The organism is Crocosphaera chwakensis CCY0110 (genome assembly GCF_000169335.1).
Lineage (GTDB): Bacteria > Cyanobacteriota > Cyanobacteriia > Cyanobacteriales > Microcystaceae > Crocosphaera > Crocosphaera chwakensis.
This window is the reverse complement of record NZ_AAXW01000095.1, coordinates 1-12392: the sequence shown is the minus strand read 5'-3', so window position 1 is coordinate 12392 and position 12392 is coordinate 1. Positions and strand designations below refer to the sequence as shown.

Genomic DNA, 12392 nt, shown 5'->3' with positions numbered 1-12392 from the left:
TTTGTCCGATAACTTCAATTTCACCATCTTCTTTTTCAATAGATAACACCACACCCTCCCCAGATTTAGGGAAAATATCACTGATTGCAGTGATATTGACTTGATGGGATACCATAATCATTACTCCTGAATCATGATCATTTTCTAAAAGAAATTGACGTAGTTGATTAGTTTGTTCTGATGAACGATTGCGATCTCTAAAAAAAGAGTTTAACGGTGCAAAGGGTTCTACTTCTCCCACATCCATCAGTTTTGCCGTTTCTAAACAACGACACCATTGACTTGATAAAATTCTGGTAACGGGAATTTTTCGGCGTTTTAGTTCTTCCCCCATTCTAATAGCCTGTTGTCGGCCTTCTTCATTTAGATTGCGTTGAGTTGAACAATCGTCTAGTTGAAAATTGTCAGGATCTCCGGTTCCTGGAGCTAATGCGTGTCTAAACAAAATAACATAATGCTCTTTATTTTCTCTTGCTTTATGAAGTGTTGACCATAATTCAAGGGAGGGTAACTCACTTTTTGTTTCCCTTGAATTAGACGCTGTTAAAGAAGTTAAATGGCTACAACTTCCTATCAGTAAAGAAATCCCCCATAGTGTTAAGAATTTTTGCCGTTTCATCACACACCCTTATTTTTAATTCATTAATCAGTTGTCCACTTCTTACAAATAATCATTCAAATATGCTCAGAGAATCTAGATAATCTTCAGTTAAATCTTCTTGTTCACACACTAAATCATTTTCTTTATTCCGACCATATTCATCATTAAATTTTTGGTAACTATCTAATCTAATGTCTTCTCTGATTTCATTATGAGAATTTGAGTAACTTTTCCATTTATTACTCTGTCTAACTAATAGTTCATCGTCTAAATTAGTTTCGTCATTGTCCTCAGTATTTTTAGTTTTAATTTCTTTAGGAGCTTTACTCATAAATTTACCTTTTATTCACCTTGATTATACTATAAAATCTTACTAATTATTTCTCCATATTCCTGCAACAACCCCTTCCATTTCTACTTAACTAACTAATATGGATGAAGATAAGGATAAAGTAGGATATTAAATGTTATTTCAAAGTTGTGATAAAGATCACAGCTATTTATTAGGGTAAGTGTAAAATAGACTGTAAAAAGTATATTAAGACTTCCTAATGGAAATAAATAAGAAAGAAAGGAAAAATTTAATCAGAAAAATTAGTAAAGCATCTGGTATAGCTCAGTATGCCTTAGAGGAAAAAATGGAAGATTCGCAAATAATCGAAGCTTCCAATCATCTTGACGTACTAAATTTGTTAAAAAAAGCAAATGATTATAATAGATGGTGTCAAGGTCAAAAAACAGCAGAAGCCAATGCCAAGTTAAAAGAATTCCTAAGTATTGAAAAATCTGAAATTTATCAAGCTGGTCAATGGTTAATAAATTGTCTTTCAAAAAAAGGTCAAGAACGGAAACAAAGTTTATTAGAGAAAGGTTTAGTACATAAAGAAGATTATAATGAAACTGTCTTAGGTCTAAGAGAAAGTCTTAAAGAATACAAAGAACTAACAAATAAAGAAATAGATAAAAATATAAATAATATATCACAAATAGAAATAACAAATGATGAACTAAGGAGACAACTGGGAAATATACAAGAATATATAACCAATAATTATGGAAAAGAAGAGTGGGAGAAAATAGCAAAATACTTTAAACTAAATTGAAAAATCAAGGCAGTTAACAATGAAAACAATTGATGGAATGAATTACCGTAACTGGCAGAAAAGAAATTCTAATAGGTTTTTTTCTTTTAGTAAAAAAGAACAAAAACAGCTTAGAGAAAAAGGATATTATAATATAGGATGGGTTAATGTAAGAAAATCTTGGCAACTTTTAAATAATAATGTGGTTTCAATGTTTGATATTCGTCTTCAGAAAGGTGATCTTACAGGAGCTATAGATGTATCAGTATTGGAGTCACAAAAGGTAAAAACATTAGCCTGCGAAAGTATTAATAATTTAATGGTTTTAAAAGAAGACTTAGATAAAAAAATCAATCAAACTCTTAGTAAATACCCTTTATTATAAAAATGAAAAGATTAAATCAACTCTATACAGGTAAAAAAGTACAAGAAATTTGGAATGATTTTCAGAATCATCCTATAATTAATCATCCCACGGAAGGTAACATAAGCCCTAATAAATATAGAGCTATGGGTAAGGGCAAACCATGTCCCTACTGTGGAAAAAAAATGGCTCACGGTCAAAGTTATCAAACAAATTCAAAACAAGAAGCTTTAAAACTAGGTTTTGAATATGTCAATAAAAAAGGTGTAAAAACAATCAATAATGCAGGAGGAAAGTTTTTCCATCAACATTATATTACTTTAGATCATAAAATAAACAAAGCTCGATGTCCTCAAAAAATGTTTGATTTTCATAATCTTCAGTATATGTGTTGGGAATGTAATCAATTAAAAGGAGATAATAATGCTTTTGACTTACAGCATACTCGTGATTATTTAGATGCTTTAGTTAATGAAGCTTTATCTCGTTATCACTTACTTTAATCCCCTCCATCACAGATAAAGGATAACTTACCCCATGCTCATCTTCTAACCAAAGATCACCGTTTTCTAAGGTTACTTTTCCTTGAATTTTCATCGTTCCCATAGGATGGGGGATCAATCCTTGTAAAAACTGTCCCACTGAGTAATCCGAGGTTTGCCTTATAGGTTGCGATGAAGCTACTTTAAGATTTTGGTAAAACTCTAACAACTGTGAATCACTCAGACGCTTACAGGAACTTACCCTATAAATCGACACTAAGTATTCTTTCCCCGTGTTGGTTGACCATCCTAACTTTGCCATTTGTACATCGATCCGTTTTATTAACTCTTCTCGATTGATGATCTTGTGTTGTGATGGGTTGTTATGGCACTGTTTTCTCTCTGTAACCGTTGTGGGAGTTGACTGTGATGGCTGTGTAGTCCTTTTTGGCGGTTTCTCTGCCACTACATTTTTACTCCCATTATCTTTGATACTTTCCCCTTCTAAATTTAGAAGTTGGTCATGAGAACAATTATTTTTCCCCTGATCGACTAAAGTGCCTACACAGCCATCACAATCTTCTCCTGTATGGGTTTCGAGGATTACATAAGGCTTAACAGCCATCACACTTTCAGTCACTACTGTTGATTTTCGAGCTTCGGTAGCAGTTAATCGCTTGACCCATAGTCCTTCGATAAATGGGGCTTCATCATCCAAATGGTCACGGATTTTCAAACCCTGAATGAAAACCCCATTTCGGTTCCGGTCTTTGGCCACATCCCCTAAGTTCAGTTGGTGGTTACATAAATCTAGTAACAAGGTACTGAACCGATTAAGGCTAATGGGATTTACTTTGATGCCCTCACAAAAAGCACAATAATTCGGGTACAACCATTTGGATGCCCCTACATACACCTCATCATTTTCTTTAGAAGCGATCGCTTTTCCCACATGGGTATAACTATCGGGGTCATAAATGATATTCTCGTTTAACCACGCTGCTATGGGGTTGTTCTCTACCATTGACTCTATCCGTTCTAAGGTTAGCTTCACGCAGCGTTTATGGGCATTTTTGATGCACTCAGAGGCACTTTCACTCTCCATCTCCAATACCCAGTTTAGAAAACCAGGAATATATGGCACAAATTCCCCTGATATATTCCCTTGGTTATCATGCTTAATCAGGTTCTTTTGATTCTCTTCACTGATTTTCCGCTTCATTCCTACGGTGATGCGACGACGCTGCAGTCCACTGGTGTAATCGGCGGTTTTAATATGCTCATTGCCAGCAATGATTACCAAACAATCTGGTTTAAATCCCCCCGTCGCTTGTTGCATTTTCTTCTCGTAGGGTAGGCTATCTTCTCCAGTTAATGCTTTGAGAGTGGTGACATCCCCTGTGTACCTTTCTGCATCCGTTACCAGTACCAGTCTTTTATCTTTTATGTTCGCCGTCTCGAACTTCGAGGTTTCTAACCGCTTCAATGTTGTTACATGGCAATTAGAAAATCCGACTAAGGCGATCGCTAATCTGATTAGGGTACTTTTTCCGGTTCCTCCGGGTCCTATCAATTCTAAAAATTTCTGCCAGTCTGCACGTCCCGTTACCACCCCGTGAAGATAAGCCCTGATTAATTCGACTAAGGACTCATCCCCCTGCATCATTTCTAGTAACCACTGCTTAATGGGTTCCCCTGTTGCTAAAGGGTTGTAGTCGTATGGTAAGGACCATGTGAAATAATTGGTAGGACTATGAGGCCATAAATCCCTCGTCTCAATGTCGAGTACCCCATTTTTGAAGGGGATTAACCCTTTATGAGCATTACAAGCCATTTCTTTGACTAACAAGATTCTTGAGAGCTTTTTACCTAGTTTTTCAACAAAGTTTATTGTAATCTCTCGATAAGTGGGCTTTTGTGCCTTCAACTGGTCAATAATTTCTTTTTTCTCGTCTCTACTTCGATTACTATCTTTAACACTTTTGATGGCTAGGGCTATTTGACCATTAATTTGTTCAAATTGTTGTTTCAATTCCCTTAGTTCTAATATAATTCTCCTTTCTAGTTGGATTTTGCTAATTTGTCCCCAAATTCCTTCTTTTTCGGCACCGTATAAATGCCAATCTCCTGTCTTATCTTCAAAAATCAGTCTATCTTTATATAACTTTTCAAAATAAAGGGTTAATCCCTCTTCACTCCATTTCGGTAACTCATGCTCTAGCTTTGTTATTTTGATTGAGGCCGGTTCAACGCTACGATTTCCCCATATCCCCTTAAACCATTCTTTACCATTAGCAACGCCCCGCTCTGCGGATCTCTTCGAGATCGCATCATCGATTCCTTTCTCCGGTGTCTCCCAACAAAGAAATAAAACTTTACAACAAGCTTCACGGAAACAACTAGCTAATCTTTCCCTTGCTGCTATGACACTCGCTTGGGTTTTCAGCTTCTCATCTTGATCAAAGATTATGACAACCTCGCGGGCCGGTGTGGCTAGGTATTGAAGCTGTGGGAGTAGGGTGGGAGTCCCGTCGTCGTCTTTGGGTGAACCATTCCATATTCCGGGTATTGATACGGCTGCTATTCCTTGAGATAGTAATGCCCCTGCTTTCTTTGTTCCCTCTACCACTGCGATCGCCACTTCCGGATTCTCCTTCACCCATTTCCAGAATAACTGATCCTTTTGCCGTAGAAATTCTTTATAGGTTATCCCCTCGGTTAATATCCATTGTTCTCGAATTCTTTCTCGGTATTCTTTGAGTAATCCTGCTTTTTTGGCTACTTTTAATCCAATACGTCGAGAAACCTTAAGACAGATGGCTTCAACCGGTTCAAAGGGTGGAACTTCATATTTTCTGACTTTGCCATCGGGGGTTACTTTCGGGTTATTGGGTTTGAGTTGACCCCAGAGGAGATTGTCTCCCGTTTTTGGGTCAGTAGCGTTAACCCCCCATCCCCCGTCCTCTAGGTGTTGGTTGGCTTTCAAGGTTCGGTTGTCGATTCGACCATCGTTCCTTCTGGCTACGTTTTCACTGTAGAGTAGGAAGTCATAAGTAGCCGGGCCAATCAGCGATCGCACATTGAGATACACTATTTCCGAGTCGACTCCTGAACCTTTGACCCACTCGTTACGGTGCTGTTCATTGATGTTATTCATTTTGGACTCCAGTTTTTATGTACTACTGGAGATGCTCTATAGTAACGGCTTACTACTTGGAGGTTTCAAGCTAAGACAACTAAGATAAAAATGTATATGAATTAGGTCTGGTGTATGTTCTTTTATCGCATCACCAGTTGTTGTCTTGCCAGCTTTAATAGCAACGGCCAAGAAGAGAGCATCACCAGTCTTTCCTATTTCGACTTAATTGAATATCTGACCAACTCTATGCTTCGATACTCAAGCATAATCATTAGTAAATGCTTGTAAGATACTTTTTCCCCTTGGGTGATCACAGGGTTCAACTTCGGGTGCATGATTGTCTCCTTAATTTTGTTTGAGAACCCATAAGGAGGACTAAAATTGAGATAAGAAACTTAATATAACCAGAGTTAAGATTTATTGCCTAATTCTGTCTTTTTTAGCAAAAGTAATTCTTTTAAAGACAATACTTGCCTGTCCCGCAAATTTCCTATATGATGGAGTCATTGCGGTTAATTACCGTAGCTAAAATTTTATATTTCTTTCTTATCTCATCGTTACCTCCTTAATTGGTTAACAGAGATTCCACAGAGAGAAGCCCTTGTAATAGAAACGTCGTCCGCATTCCCCAATGAGTCGGCGTTTCGTGGTTTTTAAGGGTTTCTCGAATTGAGAAACTTCTGCTGTAGATAAATAGCCTTGTTTAACACAATACTTCCCTTCACTATATCTTATGTCTCTACTACGAACAAGAGTTTAGGGAAAATGGGGAATTATCATACATTTCTCTATGCAGAATTAGGGATTTTAGAGATACTAACTATTCTTAGTTGATGAGAGCGAGTCACATCACTAGAATCGTTTTCTGAAGAAGTTATTTTATCTGACTGAATATTTTTTATCTCTTGTGAAGTGAGAGAAGAAGGGGCATCAACGTCCCCACCTGGAATACGAACTAACAAATCTCCAGGTTCACACTCTAAAATTTCACAGAGTTTATCTAATGTATCCAAAGGAATTGATTTGGCCTCACCATATTCAATTCTCTGAATATTTTGGAGACTCATTTCCATTAATTGAGCCAATTTATTTTGAGAGAGCTTACGATCTGTTCTCAATTGTTTAAGTTGTATTTTCACAGTCATGCCCTAAGCTTATCAGTTCCACAATAACACAAAAAACCAAGCAACATTTGGACATTTATCAGTTGACCAACTTTCACTTGACATCACCAAGTATCACTTGGTATAATAAAAACATGGATGAGGAAACAAACCGCCTCACCAAGAACAATAAATCCAGGTTTGAGTAACTAGCTACTGCTAACCCTTAAATACAACCAATAGAACCTAGAAAACTGAATAATTTCCCTGTTTTCCGAAACTAGCGTGTCAGGTGAATAACCGTTGAACGAAGAGCAAGGACTCAGGAGATTGTCTGAAAACTTTTTAAATTCACCCTGAAAGTGAATTACTCACGAATTAGAAATTGACCCCGATGATGGTCATATCTTTCCCAAGCAAGAAATCATTATCAGCTTCGTTGTCCCTGAATTTACTCGAAAAGCAGTCATGAAAGCCTTTGAGCCTCATAAAGACCAATTCCCAGGTTTCTACATCTCAAGTTTCAATCTTTCTCATCAAGACGCTGAATTTTCAAGGTAAAGGGTGGGTGTTGCCCACCTTACTAAAGCAGTTAACAACAATTACTCACAGAAAAAAAGGGGAACATTCCCCTTCATTTACACACAGTTTTCACACCACACAAAATAATAAATGAATGAGGATTACGTCTTTTCCTCTTTTCGCTCGTTCTTCACTCAAAGTTTTCGCACTTGAGCTTGCGTCCATTAAAACCCACAAAAGTCAAGAAAATGATTACCCAAAACATCATCGACACCTTAACCGAAAACTTAGCCACCGAACTTTTATTAGACAGCTACGATCATCCTCGCTTAGCTGAAATTGCCGAAAATCAGCTTAATCACTTGATCATTGATATTACCCGATACCCATCAAAATATTTTTCGTCTGAGATTTTAGAAACTGCCAAAAACACTGCTAAAAACCCATGAAGAAACGACGCACCTTACAAGAACTTCGGCAACACCGTGACCATTATATAAACCAGATTCGAGGACTCAAACCTTAAGCCTCTGAAATTCTCGCAAACACTGTTGAATTTATGGCAACACAAATGATCAAAACAATCAATTTTATCTTTGAAATTAATGGCGAATATTACAGAATAGACGGTTTCAATGTATTCAATTTAACCGTTTGTTTAGAGCAAATTAATTACAAATATGTTGTGCCTTATGAAGCTATTATGAATGTTCAAAGTGAATATTCAGGTAAACAAATTGAACAAACTGAGTTAAAGTTTGATATTAATGAAATCGAATACACGGAAAATTATAAAAGTGTTAATTTAATTAACCTTTCTATTCGTTTTCTAAAAGCTTTATGGGCTTACTTTAAAGTTGACAGACAATTAAAAACAACTAAAGAATTAATCACAGAAGGATTTGACTTTGAGGAAGATTTTTAACTTATACAGATATAAAAAACTATTTGCTTAAATTAAATAGTGTTGTTTCTGTTAATCATTTAGACTAATTTAAACACCAACTGTACCACATAAATTAGCATACTTAACGTGTTTATATGAATAACTTACAAAAAGAAGAAAATTCGTGCGAATTATGTGATGTTTTGACATCAATAAGATTATTAGCTGATGGAGAAGAAAGGTATATTTGCGAAGATTGTGATAGCGAATTTACTTACTGTAACGTTTGTCAAGAACATCATTGGAATGAATGTATTATAGAATGTCGTCATCTTCAATGGAACGATAATCTCTGCTTTTATATAGGAGCAGGATGTGATATATCTGAGTGGGAAATTGTTAAACCTTCTATTTTATATCTTTGCAGATTGTTAGGACCTTTATTTACTCAAGATTTAAAATTGGCATTGAAAAATCATTGCTACTTTTTTCAATTAAACATGAGAACATTAAATTGTTATGGAATTGAGATGTGTTTGAATAAAATGAGTAATGATTATGGGAAACATTTGTTTGAAATTATTGACAATTTAGACAAGGAACAGCAATTCGACTGTGTTTTAGCCATCAATTGGCTACTTTCCTTATGGAGTGGAAAAGAACCATTAGAATGGAAAAACTCTCAAAATCATCTTACAAAAGAAGCGGATTTAATGACAGTTGAATGGATAGAAACATTAAGATAGAGTTAAATCAGTTATCAGTCACCTCCTCACCAGTTACCAGTTAAGACAGTTTACAGTTAATAGGTGTACGTTTGGGGATTTTACCCGTTACAGTTCCCAGATATTCTTTGAGTTTTCGCATCATTGCTGAACCAAAAGATTAGTTATTATCTTTTTAGAAAAAGGAGTTAAAAATGGAGTATCTAGGAAAAATAGGAACTGAACCTAACAAAAAATATGGAGTAAAAGATGGAGAGCAGACTTTATATTTCCGTTCTGAAAAATCCGCTATGAGTTTCATTAAAAAACGAACATATTTAAGACAAACCCATTACAACATACTTTCTTTATTGGTTAATCGAGTTTGGGTAAAAAACTTTCTTTTTGTTTACAAGAAAGGAGCTTTTGAAGACTTTGAGCAGTGTGTTGAACATGGAACAGGAACTAAAGAAGGATTCATTAAGATTACTTCTGAAGGTAAAAGTTATTACGAGTTTCTGAAAAATCATAAGAGCAATTAATAACAAAAAAATGGAGTTAATATGACTAAGAAAGCCACTATTGATAGAATTATCTCCTGGCATGGCTTTGGCTATCCCGATAAGCCAAATAAACCTTTAGACTCAAAATGTCGTCTGAGAATCTGGCAACAAGACCCTGTAATTGTACTATTTTCCGATTTAAACGAAGAGGACACCGGAACCTCTATCACCAACTGTTCAGAGAATTTAGCCTGAAAAAAGTTAAGCTTAAAACAGCATTTGAACATGAACAGGATGAATTTGCAAGAGGGTGTTCTGATGCCGTCAATGATGGAATAACTCGTGATTATCCTCCTCATTCTCCAGCTTATCTTAATGGGTTTCGGTATGCTATGAATCAACTTAGTCAACTTAATTAATGTGATTTAAACTTTTTATGTTTTTAATAATTAAATACAAAAAATCAGCTATAGTATATTTAAGTAATATTGAAAAAGGAGAAGAAAATGGAAAGTCTAACACCAAGCCAAATTGCTGATATAGTAGTAGCGTTTTGGGATACAAACTCATTTCTAGAAAGCCATAAACAAAATGGCATGGTTACAACTCCTAAAGAATTATCGCTGATTCTTCAATTGGGAAAAACAGAAGTGACAAATAAAGAAAATATTGCTTTTTTTGAAGCTTTAAAAATTTTTATTATTAACTATTTAAGTAAAGAAAACTCTGTACCTGATTACATTAGCTTTCGTGTAGATTATTCTCCTGAAAAAGCATTTGATCTAGTAGAATCTGAATTTAATGTTAAAGCACCACTTAATTTACCTATTAAATCTACCCTTAATATTGCCAAAAAAGATATGGGGGTAGTTGTCATAGAAAAAAAAGCTGGCTACGAAGCAGAATGGACAGAAGAAAGCTATCAATTAAAAATTTGCTAACGTTTACTCCTCTGTAAAAGTAGAGCTTCTCTGTTCGATTATTTTCGTCCTAAAGATAATCAGTTAATTATGTTAACTCAAAATTAATATCTCTTATTATTTTATGAAAAATTCTGATTTGAACTTTTTAGCAGAAATGGATATTAAGTGGCTGTTGGAAAATGGATGGACAGTCAAAGGAAATCTTGCTTATAGAAGGTTACTAGAAGAAGATTTTGCTGATATTTCAAAAGAACGACTTGAGCAAATTTCGATTCAATATGAGCTTGATAGTAATGATCTGCAAAACATTATTTCGGCTTTACAAGAATTATTTGAAATTAAACAAGAAGTTTATGAACTTAAACAAACTCATAACAAAGCTAAAGCAATTTCTCTTCATCAGCCGTGGGCTTCGTTGATTGCTATGGGGTTTAAACATTACGAAACTCGTCATTGGCAACCTAATTATCGGGGTAAGTTAGTTATCTGTTCTGCCAAGAAAAACACAAAACAACAACGATTCAACTACGAATCATTAGCTTCTATCTTAGGCATTGATCCGACAGTGCATCCTTGGGAGAGTTTACCTTTGGGGAAAGCGATCGCTCTCGTTAATTTTACCGATTGCATTAAGATGACTCCTGAGTTTATTAAGGCACAATCCGAGTCTGAACAACTTTGCGGACATTGGGAAGCGGGTCGTTTCGCTTGGAAGTTAGAAAATATTAACCCCATATTTCCCCCTATTCCTATTAAGGGACAACAAGGTTTATGGGATGTCTCATTACCTCTTATTTCTTAATTTCTAATTGGTTTTAATTATGTTTAAAATATTGACTTATTTAATCAATAAAATTTATCTTTATAAAATTAATCAATTTAATCGTAAAATTCAGGCTTATAAACAAAAATTGACTATTTCGACTCAAAGAAAATAAGAAGTTACTAATATATTAGAACAAGAAATTAATAAAAATTAAGATTAAAATCTATTAATTATCTGCTAATATATAAAAAGTAATTTTTAACTTCATCATGAAAATATTTATTCCTTATCTTGTAACTGAAACAGAAATAAAAGAAGACCCGTCCTTTGCATATACCAGCGAAGAAGAAGCAGAAAAAGCAGCTATCGTTTGGAAAAACCAATGGAATAATCAAGAAAATGGCAGCAAAGCAACCCAGTGTGGCGTGAAAACAAAAACTCTAAAAGGATATAAAGAGAGTCCTAAGATTCACAAAGTGCCGAACCAAAATATTTTCTTCGAGGTATAAAAAACCCTCAGAGCAAAATAGATGAAATATGCAGCTAAGTTCATAAAAACCATATAGAAAAGATTCATTTTGGTTTGACCTAATTTGTTCGTCTTGTATAGTTTTCTTAATTAATGACGTTAATTATCAAGGTCTTTGCAAAGTAAAAGATTTTATATTTAAAACCTGTTTGATTTTTAGCATTTGCTTGACACAAAATTGTTTAGTTATATTATAATATAATTAAACAAAAATTATTATTTGAAATTTCAAGAAAAATATTTAATGAAATCGAATTTAATAAAAGTCATTTTTGAAGACGAAAAAACTATTGAGAGATTAGAATTTAATCTTAAAGACCTTAAAGCTAAAAAAATAGCTGGAAATACCATTTTCGGTGATTGGTCAGAATTATTACCAGTATTGAGAGTGGCTCACTTTTGGAAAATAAAATATTTAGTTGTCCCTGTAAGTTGGACAGACAAAATTAAAGAATCTTATCGTTGGTGGATAAGAACCTTGAAGTTCAACCGATACCAGCAATATCTAAAAAAAAGATTACAAGACTATTCTACCAAAGGCTATTTTTTTCTAAACCTTACTATTAAAAAACAGAGTTTAATTATCCCAACAAAAAATCAAGGTTTATTATTAGTGGGACAAGACTTTTGTGAACTATCAATAATTAATCAAGTCGTTGATAATCTCAGCCAGCAAAACTTTACAGTTTATATTATTGATCTGAACAACAAGATTAAAAGAGAAAAGTTACCGCCGAATTTAACTTTTATAGAATCTTCTGAAGAGTTTTTCAAAGTTAGTGAGAGTT

General features: G+C 34.6%; 16 protein-coding genes. 12 read left to right on the top strand and 4 right to left on the bottom strand.

Annotated features, from left to right (window positions below):
• Together CY0110_RS26275 and CY0110_RS26270 are read right to left on the bottom strand one after the other, a co-directional pair.
• Positions 1 to 619, bottom strand: a 619-nt coding sequence (locus tag CY0110_RS26275; protein ID WP_008278689.1) for a histidine phosphatase family protein, incomplete at its 3' end; no start/stop codon positions are given.
• 52 nt (positions 620 to 671) lie between these two features.
• The gene (locus CY0110_RS26270; protein ID WP_008278688.1) at positions 672 to 932 is read right to left on the bottom strand and encodes a hypothetical protein; all 261 of its coding nucleotides are present in this window, start codon (positions 930 to 932) and stop codon (positions 672 to 674) included.
• 220 nt (positions 933 to 1152) lie between these two features.
• On the opposite strand from CY0110_RS26270, the gene CY0110_RS26265 reads away from it, so the two are divergent.
• From CY0110_RS26265 to CY0110_RS26255, 3 genes are read left to right on the top strand one after another with little or no spacing between them, the layout of a single operon-like run.
• Positions 1153 to 1704, top strand: coding sequence for a hypothetical protein (locus tag CY0110_RS26265; RefSeq protein WP_008278687.1), 552 nt, complete (start codon positions 1153 to 1155; stop codon positions 1702 to 1704).
• A gap of 19 nt (positions 1705 to 1723) precedes the next feature.
• Entirely contained in the window at positions 1724 to 2068 is a 345-nt protein-coding gene (locus CY0110_RS26260; RefSeq protein WP_008278686.1) for a hypothetical protein, read from the top strand.
• Between the two features lie 2 nt (positions 2069 to 2070).
• Complete coding sequence (locus tag CY0110_RS26255) at positions 2071 to 2550, top strand: HNH endonuclease (protein ID WP_008278685.1); 480 nt, start codon at positions 2071 to 2073, stop codon at positions 2548 to 2550.
• On the opposite strand, the gene CY0110_RS26250 is transcribed toward CY0110_RS26255, so the two are convergent.
• Together CY0110_RS26250 and CY0110_RS28195 are read right to left on the bottom strand one after the other, a co-directional pair.
• Entirely contained in the window at positions 2516 to 5686 is a 3171-nt protein-coding gene (locus CY0110_RS26250; RefSeq protein ID WP_008278684.1) for a phage/plasmid primase, P4 family, read from the bottom strand. The two genes, CY0110_RS26255 and CY0110_RS26250, sit on opposite strands and share 35 nt — an antisense overlap.
• Before the next feature lie 770 nt (positions 5687 to 6456).
• A complete protein-coding gene (locus tag CY0110_RS28195; protein ID WP_008278683.1) occupies positions 6457 to 6813 on the bottom strand; it encodes a helix-turn-helix domain-containing protein in 357 nt (118 codons plus the stop codon).
• A 728-nt stretch (positions 6814 to 7541) separates the two neighbouring features.
• On the opposite strand from CY0110_RS28195, the gene CY0110_RS26240 reads away from it, so the two are divergent.
• The 9 genes from CY0110_RS26240 to CY0110_RS26200 form a co-directional block, all read left to right on the top strand.
• On the top strand, positions 7542 to 7742 hold the full coding sequence (locus CY0110_RS26240; RefSeq protein WP_008278682.1) for a hypothetical protein: 201 nt from the start codon (positions 7542 to 7544) through the stop codon (positions 7740 to 7742).
• A 110-nt stretch (positions 7743 to 7852) separates the two neighbouring features.
• Positions 7853 to 8218, top strand: coding sequence for a hypothetical protein (locus CY0110_RS26235; protein WP_008278681.1), 366 nt, complete (start codon positions 7853 to 7855; stop codon positions 8216 to 8218).
• A 116-nt stretch (positions 8219 to 8334) separates the two neighbouring features.
• Positions 8335 to 8925: a hypothetical protein gene (locus CY0110_RS26230; protein ID WP_008278680.1), complete on the top strand. Its 591-nt coding sequence runs from the start codon at positions 8335 to 8337 to the stop codon at positions 8923 to 8925.
• Positions 8926 to 9098: 173 nt separating this feature from the next.
• Entirely contained in the window at positions 9099 to 9425 is a 327-nt protein-coding gene (locus CY0110_RS26225; protein ID WP_008278679.1) for a hypothetical protein, read from the top strand.
• 21 nt (positions 9426 to 9446) lie between these two features.
• On the top strand, positions 9447 to 9641 hold the full coding sequence (locus CY0110_RS26220) for a hypothetical protein (RefSeq protein WP_008278678.1): 195 nt from the start codon (positions 9447 to 9449) through the stop codon (positions 9639 to 9641).
• 251 nt (positions 9642 to 9892) lie between these two features.
• On the top strand, positions 9893 to 10327 hold the full coding sequence (locus CY0110_RS26215) for a hypothetical protein (protein WP_008278677.1): 435 nt from the start codon (positions 9893 to 9895) through the stop codon (positions 10325 to 10327).
• A gap of 103 nt (positions 10328 to 10430) precedes the next feature.
• Positions 10431 to 11111, top strand: a complete 681-nt coding sequence (locus CY0110_RS29530) for an ASCH domain-containing protein (RefSeq protein WP_008278676.1) — start codon at positions 10431 to 10433, stop codon at positions 11109 to 11111.
• Between the two features lie 233 nt (positions 11112 to 11344).
• Positions 11345 to 11584: a hypothetical protein gene (locus tag CY0110_RS26205; RefSeq protein WP_008278675.1), complete on the top strand. Its 240-nt coding sequence runs from the start codon at positions 11345 to 11347 to the stop codon at positions 11582 to 11584.
• Positions 11585 to 11848: 264 nt separating this feature from the next.
• Positions 11849 to 12392, top strand: a 544-nt coding sequence (locus CY0110_RS26200; protein WP_008278674.1) for a hypothetical protein, incomplete at its 3' end; no start/stop codon positions are given.

Excerpts from the sequence above, each read along its gene's own strand:
- CY0110_RS26270 (WP_008278688.1), bottom strand. The coding sequence starts at position 932 with ATGAGTAAAGCTCCTAAAGAAATTAAAACTAAAAATACTGAGGACAAT.
- CY0110_RS26265 (WP_008278687.1), top strand. The coding sequence starts at position 1,153 with ATGGAAATAAATAAGAAAGAAAGGAAAAATTTAATCAGAAAAATTAGT.
- CY0110_RS26260 (WP_008278686.1), top strand. The coding sequence starts at position 1,724 with ATGAAAACAATTGATGGAATGAATTACCGTAACTGGCAGAAAAGAAAT.
- CY0110_RS26255 (WP_008278685.1), top strand. The coding sequence starts at position 2,071 with ATGAAAAGATTAAATCAACTCTATACAGGTAAAAAAGTACAAGAAATT.
- CY0110_RS26250 (WP_008278684.1), bottom strand. The coding sequence starts at position 5,686 with ATGAATAACATCAATGAACAGCACCGTAACGAGTGGGTCAAAGGTTCA.
- CY0110_RS28195 (WP_008278683.1), bottom strand. The coding sequence starts at position 6,813 with ATGACTGTGAAAATACAACTTAAACAATTGAGAACAGATCGTAAGCTC.
- CY0110_RS26240 (WP_008278682.1), top strand. The coding sequence starts at position 7,542 with ATGATTACCCAAAACATCATCGACACCTTAACCGAAAACTTAGCCACC.
- CY0110_RS26235 (WP_008278681.1), top strand. The coding sequence starts at position 7,853 with ATGGCAACACAAATGATCAAAACAATCAATTTTATCTTTGAAATTAAT.
- CY0110_RS26230 (WP_008278680.1), top strand. The coding sequence starts at position 8,335 with ATGAATAACTTACAAAAAGAAGAAAATTCGTGCGAATTATGTGATGTT.
- CY0110_RS26225 (WP_008278679.1), top strand. The coding sequence starts at position 9,099 with ATGGAGTATCTAGGAAAAATAGGAACTGAACCTAACAAAAAATATGGA.
- CY0110_RS26220 (WP_008278678.1), top strand. The coding sequence starts at position 9,447 with ATGACTAAGAAAGCCACTATTGATAGAATTATCTCCTGGCATGGCTTT.
- CY0110_RS26215 (WP_008278677.1), top strand. The coding sequence starts at position 9,893 with ATGGAAAGTCTAACACCAAGCCAAATTGCTGATATAGTAGTAGCGTTT.
- CY0110_RS29530 (WP_008278676.1), top strand. The coding sequence starts at position 10,431 with ATGAAAAATTCTGATTTGAACTTTTTAGCAGAAATGGATATTAAGTGG.
- CY0110_RS26205 (WP_008278675.1), top strand. The coding sequence starts at position 11,345 with ATGAAAATATTTATTCCTTATCTTGTAACTGAAACAGAAATAAAAGAA.